Below are 20,307 nucleotides of genomic sequence, written 5' to 3'. Positions count from 1 at the left end.
AGCGTTTATCATTAAACCGTTAAGTTTAACCGTTAATAATTAATACCCTCTTCTGGCTCTGGTAATCTTCCTGCTGAGTATCTTATCAATACTGAAGCCTCCTGCGCCAACAATAAGCAGTACAAGATAGGAAACCAAAAAGTGTATAGCCAGTTCTTTTTCTTTTAACCCATCATTGCCATGTGCAATAAAAATTGCGATCAGCATAGTTGTGATTAAAGGAAGCACCGCCAGTCTAGTCGCCAGGCCGAGCAAAATCAGAACAGAACAGAACACTTCAGCGAATACGGCAAGTATCAACGTCGTTTTGGCACCTATGCCGATAATATCCGGAAACTGAACCTCACCACCCGCAATCAAACTATTTAATTTAGGTATTCCGTGAGAAAGCATTAGTAATGCAAGGCTGATTCTGAAGATCAGAAGTGCAATATCCAGACTGTTATGGTTAAAATTGGTGTTAAAGATTCTATTCATAGTCTAAAAATAAAAAAATAAGGCTGAATTATACTAAAGATTTGCAAAAACCAGCCATAGCATCTTGCAAAACTAGTTTTCCTTTATGATCGGGTTGACGCCCTTTATCTATCATCTGTATGGAAACTAATCCGTGAAGGATTGACCAATAGGTATGAAACTTAAGGAAGAAATCCGCTCCGGGATTTGCTGAGACCTCAAGCGCCTGCTGAATAGTAGAGATCATAATATGCGTCATTTTTTTGATCTCTTCATGCTGATTAACCATCTCACAGGCAGGAATACCTAAACCGAACATCAGCTGATAATATTCCTTATGTTCGAATGAAAAGTCCCAGTAAGCGTCAGCCATTACTTTAAGTTGTTCTTCCGGCGTCGGCACCGTCGCTCTGGCTTGCTCAAGTTTACAGGCAAGCAGCTGATAACCCTCCTTCGAAAACTCCAGAAGAATGGCTTCCTTATTTTCGAAATGATTATAAATTACCGGTATGCTGTACTCTATGGCATCAGCAATCTTTCTGATCGAAAGAGACTGCCATCCTTCGGAAAGCACCATGTCCCAGGCAGCAGTCAGAATGCTTGATCTGAGTTCTTCTTTGTGTCTTGTTTTTCGCTCCGCTATTCCCATTGTTAAGGATTTAAGTTAACACCGTTAACAAACATAAAACTATTATATTTCTTTCCGGAATTTGAGAATGTATTTTGACCTGTAAACAACAAATATTAATTAAACAGAACAAATACCTGTTTTGAATTATTTAGCATTTAATAAAATACTAAATACCTAACGAAATGACAGCTACTCCGCACAAAAAATTCACTATTAAAGGTCTCTGGAAAGTTCTTAGTGACACTATTTCTGGATTTTCAGATCATAAAGTAACAAAGCTCAGCGGTTCTCTCGCCTACTACACCGTTTTTTCTATGGGCCCACTGCTCATCCTGATTATAGCGATCGCCAGTATAGTATGGCGCAAAGAAGCAATTGAGGGTGAGGTTTATGAACAGCTTGCCGGTTATCTGGGAAAAGACACTGCTTTGCAGTTACAGGGAACAATAAAAAGTGCGGCCATTAGTGACAAGAGTGTTCTTTCTGTTATAATCGGCGGTGCCACCTTGCTCATCGGTGCAACAACCGTATTTGCTGAAATACAAGATTCAATAAATACGATCTGGGGATTAAAACCCAAACCAAAGAGAGGCTGGTTAAAAATGCTTCAGAATAGGTTCTTGTCATTTTCTGTTATCGTAAGCCTGGGTTTCGTCCTGCTTGTTTCACTGGCGGTCACCTCGTTAATCGATGGTTTCAGTGCGAGACTGGAAAGAAACTTCAGCGAAGTATCAGTTGTTTTCTTCTATATTCTGAATCAACTGATCACACTGAGCGTGGTTACTGTTATTTTTGGGGTAATATTTAAAGTATTGCCCGATGCAGATATTAAGTGGAAAGATGTATTTTCCGGAGCACTGGTCACCGCAGTTCTATTTATGATAGGCAAATTTGCTATCTCAATTTATATCGGTAAAACTGATGTCAGCGGAACTTATGGAACGGCAGGGTCGCTGGTTGTATTGCTGCTCTGGACCTATTATTCTTCCATTATCTTATTCTTTGGCGCAGAGTTCACCAAGGCCTATGCAATCAATTATGGTTCCGAGATTAAACCGAACCATTATGCAGTTACCACGCGTGAAATTGAGGTGGAGACTGGAAATCAATCGATCCAGGAAAATGAAGCGAAGCCAAGCCTGCTCAAAGAAGAGAACGATAAACTTGTTGTTCATCCGGAAGATAAAAAAGATAAACCCATTACCTGAGAAGGTCATGGAAATTCATTAATAACAAAAAAGGCCTCATTTAAAACGAGGCCTTTAATAATTTAGGCTGTTTCCAGCTTTACAATATTCCTGTAAGGGAATGAATTGAAAATATGACGTCTGGCGAAGCGGCCAGGAGAATCTGCATTAACTAATTTAACATAAATCGCCTTAGGCACTTCGAAGTATTCATAAGCACTACCATCCAGGAAGTGAACAGTTAATACCAGGCCAGCCCAGTTATAGTCTGCAATTCCGCAAGATGAAATCGTATTGGTATATTCTTCAATAAAACCTTCTAATGTTTCCGGTGCGATACTTACCAGAAAATGGTATGCTTCAATAATTTCTTTACTTTTTACTTCAGCTGCTGTTTTGGCTTCGTCGCTTTCCTGAAATTTATCCGGATGATATTCCTTCATTAAATTTCTGTAAATCGTTTTTAATTCTTTAAGCTCGGCATCTTTTTGTACTCCCAGCAACTTTCTGTAATCTACAATCTTCTTCATAAAATTCTTTGTGTATTTGTTTGTGATTAACAGACTGAATAACAGGATTGAGCTGCGCCACAGGCAAACATTTTCGCAAAGGTACTATTTTTAAAATAATTTTTAGGTTAAGGAGCGATTAGCTTTATGTAATCATATTTTAATGTCGTTTTAATTTGCCTTTTTATAGATTTACCGCCTCATTAAAAACGGAAGAAAAATGATAAATACAACATTACTTGCTGCATTGGGCACACCAGAAATTTTAGTTATTCTGGTGGTAATTATGTTATTGTTTGGCGGAAAAAAAATACCAGAACTGATGAAAGGACTAGGTCAGGGTATCAAAGAATTTAAAGACGGGCAAAACGGGAAAGAATAGTTCCGTCGGATCTTTATCTTTGTATAAATCAATCGAATTGGTATGTACAGAATAGGGATTGCAGAAGATGACATTAAAATAGCTTCGCTGATTAAATCGGGTCTGGAAGAACATGACTATTCTGTTGAAACTTTCCCCGATGGAATTACTGCTCTCCAGGCTTTTCTGGAAGAAGAGTTCGATCTGATCATTCTGGACGTGATGATGCCGGGTATGAACGGAATGGAGATTTGCCGTAGACTCAGGAAAGTGAATACAGATGTTCCGGTAATGCTGCTGACGGCTCTTGGAACGGTTGACGATAAAGTTGCCGGATTGGAAACCGGAGCAGATGATTATCTGGCAAAACCTTTTCATTTCCGGGAGTTGCTTGCCAGAATCTCTGCCCTGCTCAGAAGAAAAAAATCTTCAGAACCGAAAAAGGCTACTAAATTAAGTTTCGAAGATATTGAGCTGGATCTGGACAGTAAAACTGTACAACGTTCTGGTACGGATATCAGACTAACAGCCAAAGAGTTCGTCCTATTGGAATTATTCCTTAGGAATACCAATAAACTATTGTCCAGACAATACATTGCAGAAAATGCCTGGGATATCAATTTTGATACCGGCACGAATGTTATCGACGTCTATGTGAATTTCCTTCGGAATAAAATAGATAAAGGATTTGAAAGGAAACTGATTCATACCAAAATAGGTATGGGTTATATAATGAAATAAAGCTGATGAAAATCAAAGACCGCCTGGGACTCTATTTCACGCTGATCAGCACATTAACATTATTAGGAGTTCTGACAGTAGTCTATTTCACTTTTCTAAAGGTGATGGAGGCCGAATTCTATGACCGGCTGACTGACCGGACCATGGTTACCGCCAAACTCTATCTAGAAGCAGATGAAATTTCCAGCGACGCTTTAGATAAAGTCCGTGAAAAATACCTGGAAAGCCTCAACAGTGAAGTAATCAGGATCTATAATGACCGTAATAGCGCTTCTTTTATTGGTGATGACGAACAGTTCTGGACCAACAATATCATTAATAAAGTTCGTAAAGCAGGAAAGCTTAGATTTAAAGAAGGTGATCGTCAGGTTGTGGGTATTTTTTATAAAGATAACCAGGGAGATTTCGTAATTCTGGCGTCTGCCATTGACAAGGGCACCGCTATGCGCATTTCAAAACTGCTGAAAGTGATGATCGTTGTGTTCATCATTATTTTTATAGTGTTGCTGTTTTGCGGTCGCTGGATTGCTAAAAGAATGCTTAGCCCGCTGACTATATTTATGGAGCAGGTGAAAATGATTAAATCTAATAATTTGCATTACCGGGTGGCTGAAGGCAGGAATAATGACGAGATCACTTTACTCGCCAGAAGTTTTAACAATCTTATGGAACATCTGGAGCACTCCTTTATCCTGCAAAAAACGTTTGTCGCAAATGCCTCCCATGAATTGAGAACGCCTGTAACGAGAATGGTAATCAGTGCAGAACTGGCTCTCAGCCGGGAAAGGGATATTCCTGCTTATAAAGGCACTTTGAATTCGGTACTGGAGGATGCGGAGAAACTTGACCAGATAATCACAGCACTGCTCAAACTCGCTCAGGCAGATCTGGAATACAGTGCCGCATTAAAGGAAGATGTGCGTATAGACGAACTCCTCTGGCAACTCCAATCAGAATGGAACGAGCGCAAGGGAAACGGAAGCCTTCAGATTGAGATGATCAATATGCCGGACACTGTAGAACCACTTACAGTCAACGCCAGCTATACTTTATTACAGATCGCGCTGGACAATATCATAGGAAATGCTTTTAAATTCTCAGCGGATAAAACCGTCACCTGTATTATGGAGGTTAGTCCAGCCGGCATCAAACTGGTAATCAGCGATAAGGGGATGGGAATTTCATTAGAGATCTTACCCGAAATTTTTAAACCATTTTACACCAACAGTGGTAAAAGCGGTCAGGAAGGACATGGCATGGGCTTATATCTGGCGCACAAAATTATTACTCTTTTCGGGGGAACTATCACTGCTTCGTCAAATCCGGGACAAGGAACTTCCTTCACAGTTACATTTCCTGCATTTTAATCTCGTTTTAATCTCACTTTAATTCCCCTTTAATGTACTGCGGATAGCTTTGTTCAAACTAACAAAGAAATGATATCCAATCTGGTTAAAATCTATACTTTGTGTGCCGGGCTACTCCTGCAGGGTGCATCCCTGCGGGCTGGCACACCTATAGTAACCGACACGCTCCATCTTACACTGCCACAGGCAGAAAAACAATTTCTCGAATCCAACCTTCAACTTATCTCCCAGCATTATCAGACCGATCAGGCGAAGACAGACATTATCACTGCCCGGCTGTTTGATAACCCCGAGTTCAGTTTTGAGAATCAACTATACAACCCACAGACCAAGCGTTTTTTTGAGACCTCAAAAACCAATGGACAATACCAGGCTTCAATCTCACAGCTGATTAAATTAGCAGGAAAAAGAAACAAAAATATTCAGCTTGCCCAAACAGGTGTAAAACTCGCAGAATATGAATACTTTGATCTGCTCCGAACCTTACGTTATAAACTGCGTACGGACTTTTACAAGACCTATTATGACCAGCAATCTGCCAAACTTTATGCCAGGCAGATCGCATCCCTTGAACAGCTAACAAATGTATCCGAACAACAACTAAAATCTGGCAATATAGCTGTCAAAGATGTGATCCGGATTAAATCTCTCCTTTACAGTCTCCAATCCGAATTTAATGCACTGCAAAATGGAATTGCCGATACAGAAAGTGAGTTAAAAATCATGACTGGCATTAATGCGGAAGCTGTTATACAACTGATTATGGATCCCGCTGCCGAACAAACTTATCAGCCACAGCAGACTGTGTATATACATCTGCTGGATTCTGCCATGGTGAACCGCGCAGATTTAAAACTTAGTCAGACAGGCATCAGTTACGCAGAACAAAATTTGAGGCTACAAAAAGCCAATGCTGTACCTGATGTAGCTGTATCTCTGGTTTATGATCTGAAATCCTCGTATCCGGACAATTATACCGGCTTGGGTATACATGTTCCCCTTCCCCTTTTTAACCGGAATCAAGGCGAAATTAAAAAAGCAAAGATTGCGATAGACGCAGGCAAAAATCAGCTTAAACAACAGCAGCTTACTTTGGAGAATGAAGTATTCAATAGTTATTCCGCAGCCTTAAGAACAGAAAAACTTTACACCGGGATAGACAAATCTTTTAGTACAGACTTTGACAAACTCATCACAGAAGTGATTAAAAATTTCAAAAACAGGAATCTCAGCCTGCTGGAGTTTATGGACTTCTACGAGTCCTATAAAGCTGCCACCTTGCAAATGAATGCACTTAAATACCAGCGCATGGATGACAAGGAAGAAATCAATTACGTTACCGGCTCTCAAATATTCAACTAATATGACCACTATTCAGATTAAACGCCTCAGCAATATGCTGGCTATTTTATTTGCCGTCAGCGTGCTTTTTTGCAGCTGTTCAGAGCAGGAAAAAGAAAAACCAAAAGAATTAAAATTCGAATTAACAGACTCCCTGATCAGCAGGCTTAAAATAGATACAGTCGGAGATCCGAACGGAGAAACCCAGCTCAGCTTTTCGGCAAAGATTACCCCGAACGAAGAAACAACTGCACGCATTTTTCCAATGGTTAGTGGAAATGTTCGTTCTGTGCCCGTAAGATTGGGCGACAGGGTCTCCGCAGGACAGGTTCTGGCGGTTATGGGCAGTCCGGAGATGGCCGGTTACGATAAAGAAGCGATCAGTTCTTCAGCGGAATTGCAAACAGCGTCAAGGAATGTGAAACAGGCGGAAGAAATGTACAAAAGCGGACTGGGTTCTGCGCGTGAGCTCGAAGAAGCCAGGAACGATTTTTTATCTAAACAGGCAGAGAGCACCAGAAGTAAGGCCGTATTACGTCTTAATGGCGGTGGTACGAACGGCAGTTATATTATCAAATCTCCGGTATCCGGTTTCATCATTGAAAAAAACGTAAACAATAACATGCAGCTCAGACAGGATCACAGCACAAGTCTGTTTACAGTAGCAGACCTGAGTCAGGTCTGGGGAATCATTAATATTTATGAGTCTGACATTGCCAGTATTAAAGAGGGAGATGAAGTTAAGATCTCTATCCTCTCCTACCCGGATAAAATTTTTACAGGAAAAATCAATAAGATTTACAATGTCCTGGACGAAGACAGTAAGGTTATGAATGCCAGGGTTATAATTCCGAATCCAGGTTTTCTGCTCAAGCCAGGTATGATGGCGACCGTACAAGTCTCTGCAAAAAATGATATCAGCCTGCCAGCCATAAAAGCAAACAATATCATATTTGATGAGAACAAAAACTACGTGCTGGTACTGGATAAGCAAAAGAAAATCCGCATTCAGGAAATTCAGCTGGAACGCAAATCCGGAGAAATGGCTTATATCAGCAAGGGTCTGAAGGCTGGAGACCGTATCGTTGCCTCCAAACAAGTATTTCTTTACGAGAGCCTGAAAGATTAGTCTGCTCCATTTAATCAAAAGATAATGAACAAATTCATTAAAGCTATTATAGGTTTTTCGCTGAAAAACAAATACATCATTTTCTTTGGTACTTTTTTGTTGGTACTTGCGGGATATCTGAGCTTTAAACACACTACAATAGAAGCTTTCCCTGACGTAACCAATACCAATGTTACTATTATCACCCAATGGCCGGGAAGAAGCGCCGAAGAGGTAGAGAAATTCGTTACGCGTCCTCTGGAAATAGCGATGAACCCAACTGAGCGGAGGACAAGTATCAGATCATCTTCTCTATTTGGGTTATCCATTGTCAAAATTACTTTTGATGACGATATAGACTATGCCTTTGCCAGGGTTCAGATTAACAATCATATTGCAGATGCAGATCTGCCAACTGGTGCCGATCCACAAGTACAGCCACCCTATGGGCCAACGGGTGAGATCTTCAGGTACACTTTAAAGAGTGACCAGAAATCAATCCGGGAGTTAAAAACATTACAGGACTGGGTGGTAGAACGAGAACTGCTTTCTGTTCCCGGCATTGCCGATGTCGTGAGCTTTGGCGGAGAGGTTAAAACTTACCAGATCACGGTCGATCCTCAAAAATCCATTCAATATGGTGTAACTGCTACGGAACTGTTTGACGCAGTATCCAAAAGCAATATTAACGTTGGCGGAGATGTAATCAATCAGGGCGGCCAGGCCTATGTCGTTCGTGGTATTGGGGTGTTGAATAACATTGATGAAATCAAAAATGTAATTGTCGACAACCTGAATGGGACACCTGTATACGTCAAAAATATAGCAGAGGTAACAGAAAGCTCATTACCCAGACTGGGTCAGGTCGGCAGAGATCTGGACCCCGATGTTGTCGAAGGCATCGTTGTGATGCGTAAAGGCGAAAACCCGAGTGAGGTTTTAACCAGACTGAAAGAGAAAATTGCTGACATCAATGAAAATATTCTGCCTGCAGATGTCAAAATCAATACTTTCTATGACCGCGAGAATCTGGTAGACTTCGCCGTTCATACTGTCATGCATAATATGATGGAAGGAATCATCTTTGTAACAGTAATTGTATTCCTGTTCATGGCAGACTGGAGGACGACGCTCATTGTATCCATTATTATTCCGCTAGCCCTTTTATTCGCATTTATTTGCCTGAAGATGAAAGGAATGTCAGCAAACTTACTTTCAATGGGGGCGATTGATTTTGGGATTATCATTGACGGGGCCGTTGTTATGGTCGAGGGAATATTTGTAGCCCTGGACCGTAAATCTCACCAGGTTGGTACAGATAAATTCAATAAACTGAGTAAGCTTGGGATTATCAAAAGAGCATCTCTGGAGAACGGAAAAGGAATTTTCTTTGCCAAACTGATTATTATAACCGGCCTGCTTCCGATTTTCACTTTTGAAAAAGTGGAGGGAAAGATGTTCTCTCCACTGGCATGGACCTTAAGCTTTGCCTTATTAGGTGCATTAATACTCACCTTTACCCTGGTTCCGGCATTGGCCAGCGTGCTGTTAAAAAAGAATGTCCGGGAAAAGGATAATATCTTCTTGCGCACAATTACCAGAGCGACCATGAGCACATATAATTGGTGTTTTAAGCGTAGAAAACCCGTATTTATCGCTGCCTTGATTATCCTGGTCCTGGGTATATTCAGTTTCAAATTTCTAGGCACAGAATTTCTGCCCTCATTAGATGAAGGTTCTATTTATGTGAGAGCGAGCGGCCCTTTAAGCATCTCATTGGAAGAGACGACTAAGCTGTCAAATGACATCCGTAAAATATTGCTTCATTTTGATGAAGTGAAGCAGGTCTTATCACAAACGGGCCGTCCTAATGATGGAACGGACGCAACAGGCTTTTATAACATGGAATTCATGGTTGATATCTATCCGAAATCTGAATGGAAACGTAAAGAAACCAAAGAACAGCTGGTCGAAAGGATGCAGGAAAAACTCAAAGGTTTTCCTGGTATAAGCCTCAACTTCTCCCAACCTATTTCCGATAATGTGGAAGAAGCAGTATCAGGGGTAAAAGGCTCTATTGTTGTAAAAATGTTTGGTGATGACTTTAACTTCATTGAAAATCAGGAAGAGAAGATTGAGAGCATTCTGAAAACAGTTCAGGGTATTGAAGATCTTGGAATCTTAAGGAACCTGGGGCAACCAGAATTGCAGATCAACCTTGATCAGACTAAAATGGCACTGTATGGAGTTCGTACTGAAGATGCTAATGCTGTTATAGAAATGGCTGTAGGTGGTAAATCGGCAACTCAGATCTACGAAGGGGAAAAGAAATTTGACCTGCGGATCCGATATCCTGATTCCTTCAGACAAAGTGAGGAATCAATTGGCAAACTCCGTATTCAGAGTCTGTCGGGAGCGAAAGTACCACTGAGTGAGATTTCCACTATCCACAAGGTTACGGGCCCGAGTATTATTTACAGGGACGGTCATAAACGTTACGGTGCTATTAAGTTCTCCATCCGTGGCCGGGATATGGGAAGTACCATTGCTGAAGCGCAGGCAAAAGTTAATGAAGCAATTAAAATGCCTAAAGGTTACCATCTGCAATGGGCCGGAGATTTCGAAAATCAGCAACGTGCAACAGCCAGATTATCTACAGCTGTACCTATCAGCCTGCTGCTAATTTTCTTTATCCTCTTTGTTCTGTTCGGCAATATCAAAGATTCCCTGCTCGTATTGAACAATGTACCTTTTGCGCTGGTAGGCGGGATTCTCGCGCTGCTCATCACAGGAGTGAATTTTAACATTTCTGCAGGGATCGGCTTCATTGCCTTATTTGGGATATGCGTGCAAAATGGCGTGATTTTGCTGACTAGGTTTAAAACTAATATCGCGGAGTTGAAATATCATCCGACCTGGAGCTTCTCAGATGCGCTGCAGGATGGTATCGCAACCAGAATGCGTCCGGTTATTATGACCGCTTTAATGGCTGCAATCGGATTAATGCCCGCAGCATTATCTACCGGAATAGGTTCAGAAGCGTCTAAACCACTGGCAATAGTTGTTATCGGCGGGTTGATTACGAATACGCTTTTCAGCTTGTTCGTCTATCCGATCGTATTTTACTGGTCATACCAGAAAAAAGCGAAGCACCTAACGGACACCAGAGATGAGTTCGGAGTTGCAATACATTAAAAAAGATTTGGTTTGCGTTTGGATATGGGGATATAATGATTGGCAGATTATTGATATCCCAAACAGTAAAAGGGGTTCCCGTTGGAATCCCTTTCTGTATTTAAAAAATTTCATTTTTTGAATTGAAGGCTATCGGTGTCCCCTATTTTTTCTGAAACAGAATTAACCTGTTTGCTGTTATTGGATTGTAACAGGTAAATCAACAGACCTTTAAACTCGAGAATATGGCAGATTTAGAAACTAACAATCCCACCTTTGAGATTGCTGTTAAATTGCAGCAGAATGAAAAGCTGATCAAGGTTCAGCAGGATGAAACCAGTGATGGAGTTCCCGTCTTCAAATGCTATTCTGACGGTAAAATGCTAACTGAAATCAGACAGGACCATGAAGGCACCTGGGATCAGTTGTGGGGTGAACTCGAACAGGAAGATATTAACCGGGTTGGTGAATCAATCTTAAACTATTTAGACTAATGGAAACACATCATCAGCTCAAATTACATTCAGGAAAATTCAGCATTGAAAAACAGCATCTGGTAAATATTGGCCTGACTGAACGCTTTGTCTCTGTGCTTGCAGGCGGTGTACTCATTGGCAGCGCACTTTCCCGGCCATTTAAATCACGTTTTTTATACGGCGCTTATCTCGCTTACAGGGGAGTTACCGGACATTGCCTGGTTTATGAACAATTAGGAATTGATTCAAAAAGGCCTCATGCAGTTAATATTCGGGGGGAATTTATTATTGACAGGGAGGCTTCAGATTTATACAATTACTGGAGAAATCTAAATAATCTGCCCGGAAGCCTTAAACATCTCCTGGATGTACAGCAGCTGGATGAAACCACCTCTGCCTGGAAGTCAAAAGTATTGGGCCATGTATTCCCGGTAAGATGGGCCGCTGAGATTGTTAAGGATGAGCCTGGCCGGCTTATTGGCTGGCGGGCGACAAACGACCCGGTCTGGAAGCATGTTGGCCGTGTTGAATTTGAACCGGTTGCCGAGACAGGACAAACCAAACTGAAAATTGTGTTATCTTATCATCCCCCGGCTGGAGGCTTAGGCCTTGGCGTGGCCAGGCTGATCAACCCTTACTTTGAAGGATTGCTCAGCAAGGAAATTATAAATTTCAAACATCATATCGAAAGCCAGCAGAATATCGGGGCTTAAAGCATTGAACTACCTACTCCGACAGCGAGTACCATTAGAATCATCATGATGTAAAACCCAATGACAACCATTGTGATGATTCCACAAAATTTAAAAAAGGACTTCAATTTCCCCATGGCAACACCCAGACTAGGCTGATCGGCGTAAAGCACAGCTGTATTTGCTGCTTTAGAAAACTTAAACAGCATTAGACTTGGGTAGAACTGAATAAGAGCGATAAGCAGATAAAAAACAGTGAAACCGGCAGCCCCCATTTTCAACAGCGGGTTTGCCGGGCTAACTGCTGAAAGCGTAGATATAATTGCACCTGCGGAAAATGCAGACATGGCTACCATAGCTGAGAAAACAAAACCGACAATCGAAAGAAACCTTGCCCATTTGGCCATATCATACAGGTAACTTCTGACATCTTCAGTAACCCATATCGCATTCACTTCCTCTTCTTCTTCCTGGTGTTGAGGTTTTATTTCTTCAAAGTTGTCCATAATATTATACTATTGGTAGTTTATTGGATAAACATAAAGAATATTTGAAAGCCCCGCAAGTTTATTAACAGCAGGATTTAAAAAAATTGATACCTTTGCGCCAAATCTAGAAAATTAAAATTCATGGCATTACAATGTGGTATAGTGGGTTTACCAAATGTTGGAAAATCTACCTTATTTAACTGTTTATCAAACGCGAAAGCGCAAGCAGCTAACTTTCCTTTCTGTACTATTGAACCTAATATTGGTGTAATTACTGTTCCTGATGAACGTCTGACCAAGCTCGCTGAGCTGGTTAAACCTAATCGCATTGTGCCAAATACTATCGAAATTGTAGATATCGCAGGTCTGGTTAAAGGAGCTTCCAAAGGTGAAGGATTAGGAAATCAATTCCTGGGAAACATCCGTGCAACTAACGCAATTATCCATGTGCTTCGCTGTTTCGATGACGGAAACGTAATTCACGTTGATGGTTCTGTTGACCCTATCCGCGATAAGGAAATTATTGACACTGAATTACAGCTGAAAGACCTGGATACAGTGGAGAAAAGAATTCAAAAAGTAGAAAAATTAGCTAAGACCGATAAGGATGCTAAAAAGACTTTTGAAATTCTAAGTGTTATTAAACCTCATCTGGAAAGCGGAAAATCTGTACGTTCTGCAGCACTGGAGGCAGAAGACTTTGCTTTTATCCAGGACCTGGGCTTGCTTACACAGAAACCAGTAATGTACGTATGTAATGTCGACGAAAACTCCGTCTTAACAGGTAACGCTTATGTTGACCGTGTGAAGGAAAGTGTAAAAGATGAAAACGCAGAAGTATTGGTTATTTCTGCTAAGATTGAATCTGAAATTGCAGAACTGGAAAGTTATGAAGAACGTCAGGAATTCCTGGGCGATCTTGGTCTTACAGAGTCAGGCGTAAATAAACTGATTGTTGCAGCTTACCGCCTGCTTGATCTATACACCTATTTTACCGCAGGTGTGCAGGAAGTTCGCGCATGGACAATTACCAAAGGATTTACTGCACCTCAGGCAGCAGGTGTAATCCATACAGATTTTGAAAAAGGATTTATCCGTGCAGAAGTTATTAAATATACCGACTTCGTAACCTTAGGTTCAGAAAATGCTTGTAAAGAAGCTGGTAAACTCGGCGTAGAGGGTAAAACATATGTCGTGGAAGATGGTGACATCATGCATTTCCGTTTTAACGTATAACACACCTCGTCAGTACCAGAAAGGTACACATGAGGATATAAAAAAAGAGGATACCACATGGTATCCTCTTTTTTTATATCCATAATTATAATTTTGATGAATTATCAGAGCAGTACACCACTCAGGAACATCACAGCTACTGAGAAATAAATGATTAGTCCGGTAACATCTACAAGCGTTGCTACAAACGGCGCCGAAGAGGTTGCAGGATCGGCCCCTAATTTTTTCAACAATAAAGGAAGCATAGAACCAGCTAGCGAGCCCCAAAGAACAACTCCGACCAAAGCCACACCGACCGTCATACCGATTAGTGCCCAATGTTCACCGTACATATCTGTAAACATGGTCCATACGAAAATACGCAGAAAACCAATTGCACCTAATACAATACCCAACATTAATCCGGATATGATTTCCCTGCGCATGACGCGCCACCAGTCTCCTATTGTTATCTCACCCAGAGCCATTGCCTGAATGATCAATGTAGAGGCCTGTGAACCACTATTACCACCGCTGGATATGATCAATGGCACGAACATCGCCAGAACCACAGCCTTCGCTATATCGGCTTCAAAATGCGCCATTGCAGTAGCAGTAAGCATCTCACCAAGAAACAAAACAACCAGCCACCCAATTCTTTTACGAAAAAGCCCAAAAATAGGCATATCCAGATATGGTTCATCAAGGGCTTCTGTTCCCCCGATTTTGTGCATATCTTCTGTATATTCTTCATTGGCAATCCACAGGATATCATCTACAGTAACAATCCCCAGCAAAACGTTGTGATCATCTGTTACCGGTAGAGCCACACGATTATTCATCCTGAATACGTTAATCGCTTCTTCCTGCGGATCATTTGCATTCAGCGCGATCAAACGATTATCTGTTAACTCACCGACAGGTACATTAGGATCGGCGAGTAAAATTTCACGGATCCGGATATCATCGATCAGCGTACCATCATTATCAATTACATACACGACATCAATGGTTTCCGAATCTTTACCATATCTTCTGATATGTTCCAGTACAGTTTTAACGGTCCAGTCCTTTTTAACGGCTATATAATCCGGCGTCATCAGACGACCGACACTATCTTCTTTATAGCCTAATAAGGAAAGGGCCTCTACCCTATCTTTAGCGGGTAATAGAATAATCAGCTTTTTAACAGCATCTCCTTTCAACTCAGAAAACAAGGAGGTCCTGTCATCCGGTGGCATGAGATTAATCAGCTGTGCCAGCTTTTCACCAGGAAGTTTTTTAATAATCTTTTCCTGAGTAGGAAAATCAAGGATACGGAATACATTGACCGCCCTTTTTATAGATAAGGTATTGATAAAATGGACTGCGTAGTGTGGAAGCTCATCTATGAGATGTTCGACATCTGAAATATTGAGCGTATCTAAATATTCCCCCAATTTCCCCTCTTCATTAAGCTCAATTAGTCTGGTGACTTCTTCAACTACTTGTTCTTCCATATACAGCCCTCAATTTTACATGTTTATAATTCTAACCTGATTGCAAAAGTGATGTTTTATTTTTAAAAACCGCAGCAGAGCTCACAAAAAATTGTATTTCTGAGAGGAAATATTTTTTAAACTTTTATAACTAAAAAAACGACACATGAGTCACTGACAATCAAAAACTTACATATCCATAAAATTTACCCCCGAATTCAAACAGCAGCAAACTCAAAGAATGATTCCGGCCCAATTGAACGACTAAACCTTTAAAAACTGCCGACTTCCAGGTTTCCTGACTCTGCCTGCTGCTTTTTCCATTTCCTTAATCTGCCTCTGGCATTTTTATAAGGCGATGAACTATTGAACTGAATCATTCTCCCCATGGTCCATTTACCATACCAGCCCTCTCCGTACAATTCCTGATCTGTATGGCGCGAAATTAAAGTCTCTAAAAGAGAAACAGTACTTGCTAATCTTTGGATTAGCTGCGGATAATCCAGGTCTTCGTAATCTTTATAAAATTTACCGGCAAGCCGGCCCAGCTCATTCCACTTATATCCTGTTTCAGGAAAATCTACAACTTGCCCCTTCTGCCGCATACTGTGCCATTTCAGTACAAGCTCTCCCCATCCGATCAGATAAGCAATCAGGTTATTAATTGATATTAAAGTACCCTTAGCGTGTCCATCCATAGATTTTTCCAGCATTTTACCTGGAGGAACTGTGCTCAACTCTTTCTGTAGCAGCGTGAAGCTCTGATGAATTTCAGCTAATAAAGCTGCCTTTGTAGTAGGAACTGCCATATAAGTATTATTTAAATCTTAAATTAGTAAAAATAACCAATGAGGCAAATACAGATTTAAACGGTTCATCTATGTAGAGTTATCATATGATTCAACAGGATCCCGAAAGTCATTTAAGGGTTAAAGTAAATGATATTGAATATATCCTTGACAGGATTTTATATTTTTCCGAAAATAAAAAAATGAAGATCTTACTTATCGAAGATACGCATGACCTGATCTCAGTGATTGTACGTGGATTAAATGATGCAAATATAGAAGTAAGTGTGGCTGTCGATGGTCAGACTGGATTGGAAATGGCACTCAATCATGAATTTGATTTGATTATATTAGATATTATGCTTCCTGGATTAAATGGTATTCAAATTTGCCGGGAGGTTAGAAAAGTAAAAGAAAACGTCCCCATTCTAATGCTGACTGCCCTGGCGAGTACAGAAAATATTGTTACCGGACTTGATAGCGGCGCCGATGACTACATGGTTAAACCTTTTAAATTTGCGGAGCTGGAAGCACGTATCAGAACTCTGGTGCGCAGAGGCAACAGGGATTTAATCAAGTCTGATATGATATCCATATCGGATCTGGAGATTAATACGTCTTCCAAAACTGCATTTAGAAATAAAAATGCAGTCAGCCTGACTTCTACGGAATACAGGCTACTTGAATATCTGGTCAAGAACCAAAATAAAGTGCTGTCCAGAATACAAATTTTGGAAAATGTATGGGATATTGATTTTAATATGGGTACCAATGTGGTCGATGTATATATTAACTATCTGCGCAAAAAAATTGACACCAATTACCCGGACAAATTAATTCATACAGTGTTTGGAATGGGCTACATTATGAAAACAGAAAATTTAAATGCGAATTCAGTCTAAAATTACATTACTATTTTTCACAATTGCAACCGCAGGTCTGATCCTGATCAATGCAGTTATTTTCTACTTTGTCTCAGCCTTCAACTTTGATGATTTCTTCAAGCGGCTCGAAGCCAGGGTTAATCTGGCTGCTGAGATCAATGTCCATCCGGATCAAAATTCAGCATCTTACAGAGAAGTAAGAACCCGCTATCTGGAAAAACTGGAAATGGAGCGCGAATACATCGTTAAACTCGAAAACTCCGGTCAATTCAAAAAACCGCTGGAGCTGCCCGCATCATTCTATCAGGATGTAATCCAGAAAGGTAAAGCCCGCTATAACCGTGACAAAGACTTTTTTGCAGGCTCGCTTTTTAAAACCGATCAAGGAGATTACATGGTGATCATTACAGCATCCAATCCATCAGGTTTTGAAGAGCTTACTACTTTAAAAAAAATATTGATTATTGTTTTCTTCATCGCAATCTTCTTAACCTACCTCGTCGGAAAAATTTTCTCTCATTACACGGTTAAGCCCGTAAAAACCGTTATCCGCAGCGTAAATAAGATTTCAGCTGATAATCTGCATATGAGACTGAGTGAGCTGGAGGGAAAAGACGAAATATCTGAACTGGTCCAAACCTTTAATAATATGCTTAACCGACTGGAAACGGCTTTTGCTACACAAAACAACTTCGTTAGTAATGCTTCTCATGAGCTCAAAACACCAATGAGTGTTATAACCAGCGAGTCGGAACTGCTGCTTTCTCAACCGGACCTTTCGGAAAAGGCAAGAGCATCGGCGAAAGTAATTCTTTCCCATGCTGAAAAACTTGCCGCTATAACAACCAGCTTACTGGGGCTTGCACAAACCGGTTTTGATGGTAAGAGACAAAACTGGCAAAAGATACGGGTAGATGAATTGGTGATGATGGTTGCAGATTCTGTCAAAAAAATAGATCCTGAAAGTAACGTCCAGATTAATTTTGACACACTTCCCGAAGATGACACTTCCCTTTACACGGATGGTAACATTAATTTATTGCAGCTTGCTTTAAGCAATATTGTACTCAATGCATGTAAGTATTCCAACAATCAGCTAGTGGAAGTCCGGGTTGCTTCTGACAAGGAAAGAATAAGTCTGATCGTGACAGATAAGGGAATCGGTATTCCACAAAATGAGCAGCAGCATATCTTTGAACCTTTCTTCAGGGCTTCCAACACCACAGAGTTTGATGGATTTGGTATAGGCCTGCCGCTGACCCTGAATATTATCCGCATTCATAAGGGTTCGATCGGTATCATATCTGAAGAAAAAATAGGCACAGAAATGCGAATAATCTTGCCCGTCTCCAGTGAATTCTAATCAAATTTTAATAACTCTAAATAACACCCCGCTAAAACGAGGTATTTCTCTTATAAGCCCCCTGTAATCTAATCAAAATCTAATAACTCTCTTATCCCATCTTAATGACTCTGCGGTAAAATTGCATAAGTAATAATTGTTATCCTAAACTTTTAAATAAAACTTATGAAAACCATTTTTATCCCCACCGACTTTAGCCTGAATTCGTTAGACTGTATAACTAACCTTTGTGAACAATATGAAAATGAATCCTTAAACTTCATTTTTGTTCATGCATTCAAGCTTTCTGATTCTATCAGCGAATTGTTGATGTTATCCAGAAGATCCAGAGAATATGATTATATCCCGGACGGTTTTTATGAACGGTGCAATCAGATTAAAGCAGAATGCCCTCAGGTAGTATCTATCAGAACCGAATTCTTCTTTGGCAGTACAATGGCCACATTCAGAAATTTTCTTGAAGCAAACGACGTGACCTGTATCCTCAATCCTAAGGATTGCTCTTATACGAGTCTGAATAAATCCAGCCTGGATCCTTTTGTCCTTACTTCCAAATGCGGGCTGCCGATCGTTTCCTTACTGACAATTAAAAAATTGGTTACCGAACAGGTAGAAAATGCTCCTACCGCAAAGCAGATGATTGCAGAAGCTTATTAAAAACCTTTTAAACTGAACACTATGTTATTAAAAGAGAATATACCCGTAAAATACATTTTCGGAAAAATTATAAAAGAGATAGTTTTCGTTACCCTATACGCTGGACTGATAGCGATTTTATATAATACCTTTCATTTTACCAGAATATCCATACCCATTGCCGTACCGACGATCTTAGGTACAGTTATTTCACTTTTGCTAGCCTTTAAATCTAACCAGGCTTATGACAGATGGTGGGAGGCGCGTACGCTCTGGGGGGCAATTGTCAACGATACACGTACGTTGACCAGACAGCTGATGACTTTTGTCAGCAGTCCTGATACGGAAGATGAAAAAGCATTCTGCATACGCCTGGCTAAAAGACAAATCGCCTGGTGTATCAGCTTAAGCAAACATCTGCGTGACCAAAACCCATTAGCTGGTATTGACCGGTTAATCAGCGCAGAGGACATGGAACACATTAAAAATTATTCTAATGTCCCGCTTGCACTACAGGAACTTCAGGCTATAGATATCCGGAATGCCCATAAACTTGGATGGCTTAATGATTTCCAGCAAATCCAGCTTGACAATACGCTTACTGCCTTTTCAAATGAAATGGGTGGTTGCGAAAGGATCAAGAATACTGTATTCCCGGCAACCTACAGTCATTATATCCATTTCTCACTGGTATTGTTTATTATGTTGCTTCCATTCGGCCTGATTGAATTTTTCGGAGTTATAGAAATCCCACTGGTGATTGCTATTGCCAGTTCATTCTTCCTGATTGAAAAAATGGCTATTCATCTGCAGGATCCGTTTGAGAATAAACCGACAGATACGCCTACTACTGCGATTTGCAGGACAATTGAGCGCGACATTAAGCAAATGCTGAAAGAAAATTACAAGCAGGATGAGAAAATAAGCGGTCCGGCTAGTCAGAAATCTAAAATATTCTACGTGCTATAACAGCTTCCAAAGCTCATTTATAGTTGACCAAAAAAACAGTCTTTAATGCCCCGGTAAGTTTCTAACTTGTTGGGGCATTCAAAGGTGTAAGATTGAAAAATGAAGCTTGAACACGTTTCAAAGTTCCCACCAAATGCAAAAAGTGGTATCTGAACGGCTTAAAAAGCTGAACACCAATGCCCTTATTGAAATTAGTCCAAGTTTGTAAAAATCGACCTCGAAGATTCAATCAATTTTTATATATTTGACCGAATGTTTCCGTAGTTCAATGGATAGAATTTTGGTTTCCGGTACCAAAGATGGGGGTTCGAATCCCTTCGGGAACACATTTTGAGTTTTCAAGCTCTAATCGTAAAACACAACACGCCTTAAATTATCTTTAAGGCGTGTTTCTCTAAAAAAGTCCTCATTTTTTTAACATCACGGTGTCAACATTGTGTCAA

At 40.5% G+C, this 20,307-nt stretch carries 20 protein-coding genes and 1 tRNA gene; 15 read left to right on the top strand and 6 right to left on the bottom strand.

What is annotated here, in order from left to right:
- Window positions 1-39: 39 nt before the first annotated feature.
- Both BLR53_RS13940 and BLR53_RS13935 read right to left on the bottom strand, forming a co-directional pair.
- Window positions 40-477, bottom strand: a complete 438-nt coding sequence (locus BLR53_RS13940) for a DoxX family protein (protein WP_074590533.1) — start codon at window positions 475-477, stop codon at window positions 40-42.
- A 28-nt stretch (window positions 478-505) separates the two neighbouring features.
- Entirely contained in the window at window positions 506-1,105 is a 600-nt protein-coding gene (locus tag BLR53_RS13935) for a TetR/AcrR family transcriptional regulator (RefSeq protein ID WP_037439134.1), read from the bottom strand.
- Window positions 1,106-1,269: 164 nt separating this feature from the next.
- On the opposite strand from BLR53_RS13935, the gene BLR53_RS13930 reads away from it, so the two are divergent.
- Window positions 1,270-2,295: a YihY/virulence factor BrkB family protein gene (locus BLR53_RS13930; RefSeq protein ID WP_051759701.1), complete on the top strand. Its 1,026-nt coding sequence runs from the start codon at window positions 1,270-1,272 to the stop codon at window positions 2,293-2,295.
- A 62-nt stretch (window positions 2,296-2,357) separates the two neighbouring features.
- Here BLR53_RS13930 and BLR53_RS13925 read toward each other — a convergent pair whose 3' ends face one another.
- Window positions 2,358-2,804 (bottom strand): KTSC domain-containing protein, encoded by a 447-nt coding sequence (locus BLR53_RS13925; RefSeq protein WP_037439136.1) that lies wholly within the window; start codon window positions 2,802-2,804, stop codon window positions 2,358-2,360.
- A gap of 199 nt (window positions 2,805-3,003) precedes the next feature.
- Between BLR53_RS13925 and BLR53_RS13920 the strand changes: the two genes are divergently transcribed.
- From BLR53_RS13920 to BLR53_RS13885, 8 genes are all read left to right on the top strand, one after another.
- Complete coding sequence (locus BLR53_RS13920) at window positions 3,004-3,165, top strand: Sec-independent protein translocase subunit TatA/TatB (RefSeq protein ID WP_170844850.1); 162 nt, start codon at window positions 3,004-3,006, stop codon at window positions 3,163-3,165.
- A 42-nt stretch (window positions 3,166-3,207) separates the two neighbouring features.
- On the top strand, window positions 3,208-3,885 hold the full coding sequence (locus BLR53_RS13915; RefSeq protein ID WP_074590530.1) for a response regulator transcription factor: 678 nt from the start codon (window positions 3,208-3,210) through the stop codon (window positions 3,883-3,885).
- 5 nt (window positions 3,886-3,890) lie between these two features.
- Window positions 3,891-5,252, top strand: coding sequence for a sensor histidine kinase (locus tag BLR53_RS13910; protein ID WP_037439139.1), 1,362 nt, complete (start codon window positions 3,891-3,893; stop codon window positions 5,250-5,252).
- 69 nt (window positions 5,253-5,321) lie between these two features.
- Window positions 5,322-6,614, top strand: a complete 1,293-nt coding sequence (locus tag BLR53_RS13905; protein ID WP_074590528.1) for a TolC family protein — start codon at window positions 5,322-5,324, stop codon at window positions 6,612-6,614.
- A gap of 1 nt (window position 6,615) precedes the next feature.
- Entirely contained in the window at window positions 6,616-7,722 is a 1,107-nt protein-coding gene (locus BLR53_RS13900; protein ID WP_074590525.1) for an efflux RND transporter periplasmic adaptor subunit, read from the top strand.
- Between the two features lie 24 nt (window positions 7,723-7,746).
- A complete protein-coding gene (locus BLR53_RS13895; RefSeq protein WP_051759703.1) occupies window positions 7,747-10,896 on the top strand; it encodes an efflux RND transporter permease subunit in 3,150 nt (1,049 codons plus the stop codon).
- Window positions 10,897-11,120: 224 nt separating this feature from the next.
- Complete coding sequence (locus BLR53_RS13890) at window positions 11,121-11,369, top strand: hypothetical protein (RefSeq protein WP_037439143.1); 249 nt, start codon at window positions 11,121-11,123, stop codon at window positions 11,367-11,369.
- A complete protein-coding gene (locus BLR53_RS13885; protein ID WP_037439144.1) occupies window positions 11,369-12,064 on the top strand; it encodes a YgaP-like transmembrane domain in 696 nt (231 codons plus the stop codon). Before BLR53_RS13890 ends, BLR53_RS13885 begins: the two co-directional genes overlap by 1 nt.
- Here the strand turns inward: BLR53_RS13885 and BLR53_RS13880 are convergent.
- Complete coding sequence (locus BLR53_RS13880; RefSeq protein WP_074590522.1) at window positions 12,061-12,549, bottom strand: hypothetical protein; 489 nt, start codon at window positions 12,547-12,549, stop codon at window positions 12,061-12,063. The two genes, BLR53_RS13885 and BLR53_RS13880, sit on opposite strands and share 4 nt — an antisense overlap.
- Window positions 12,550-12,672: 123 nt before the next feature.
- On the opposite strand from BLR53_RS13880, the gene ychF reads away from it, so the two are divergent.
- Window positions 12,673-13,767 (top strand): redox-regulated ATPase YchF, encoded by a 1,095-nt coding sequence (gene ychF / locus BLR53_RS13875; RefSeq protein WP_037439148.1) that lies wholly within the window; start codon window positions 12,673-12,675, stop codon window positions 13,765-13,767.
- A 104-nt stretch (window positions 13,768-13,871) separates the two neighbouring features.
- Here the strand turns inward: ychF and mgtE are convergent, their stop codons facing one another.
- A complete protein-coding gene (mgtE, locus tag BLR53_RS13870) occupies window positions 13,872-15,245 on the bottom strand; it encodes a magnesium transporter (protein WP_037441721.1) in 1,374 nt (457 codons plus the stop codon).
- Between the two features lie 251 nt (window positions 15,246-15,496).
- Complete coding sequence (locus BLR53_RS13865; protein WP_074590520.1) at window positions 15,497-16,033, bottom strand: ClbS/DfsB family four-helix bundle protein; 537 nt, start codon at window positions 16,031-16,033, stop codon at window positions 15,497-15,499.
- A gap of 182 nt (window positions 16,034-16,215) precedes the next feature.
- On the opposite strand from BLR53_RS13865, the gene BLR53_RS13860 reads away from it, so the two are divergent.
- The 5 genes from BLR53_RS13860 to BLR53_RS13840 all read left to right on the top strand — a co-directional run bounded on the left by BLR53_RS13860 (window position 16,216) and on the right by BLR53_RS13840 (window position 20,190).
- Entirely contained in the window at window positions 16,216-16,914 is a 699-nt protein-coding gene (locus BLR53_RS13860) for a response regulator transcription factor (RefSeq protein WP_037441728.1), read from the top strand.
- Window positions 16,898-18,259, top strand: coding sequence for a HAMP domain-containing sensor histidine kinase (locus BLR53_RS13855; RefSeq protein ID WP_074590517.1), 1,362 nt, complete (start codon window positions 16,898-16,900; stop codon window positions 18,257-18,259). Before BLR53_RS13860 ends, BLR53_RS13855 begins: the two co-directional genes overlap by 17 nt.
- Window positions 18,260-18,424: 165 nt before the next feature.
- On the top strand, window positions 18,425-18,916 hold the full coding sequence (locus tag BLR53_RS13850; protein ID WP_074590515.1) for a hypothetical protein: 492 nt from the start codon (window positions 18,425-18,427) through the stop codon (window positions 18,914-18,916).
- Window positions 18,917-18,937: 21 nt separating this feature from the next.
- Window positions 18,938-19,864 (top strand): bestrophin family protein, encoded by a 927-nt coding sequence (locus tag BLR53_RS13845; RefSeq protein ID WP_037441711.1) that lies wholly within the window; start codon window positions 18,938-18,940, stop codon window positions 19,862-19,864.
- A gap of 254 nt (window positions 19,865-20,118) precedes the next feature.
- Window positions 20,119-20,190: transfer RNA gene (locus BLR53_RS13840), tRNA-Arg, on the top strand.
- Window positions 20,191-20,307: the final 117 nt, after the last annotated feature.

Source organism: Pedobacter antarcticus (assembly GCF_900103515.1).
In the GTDB taxonomy this organism is placed as follows: Bacteria; Bacteroidota; Bacteroidia; order Sphingobacteriales; family Sphingobacteriaceae; genus Pedobacter; species Pedobacter antarcticus.
This window is presented reverse-complemented; position numbering and strand designations above follow the sequence as displayed.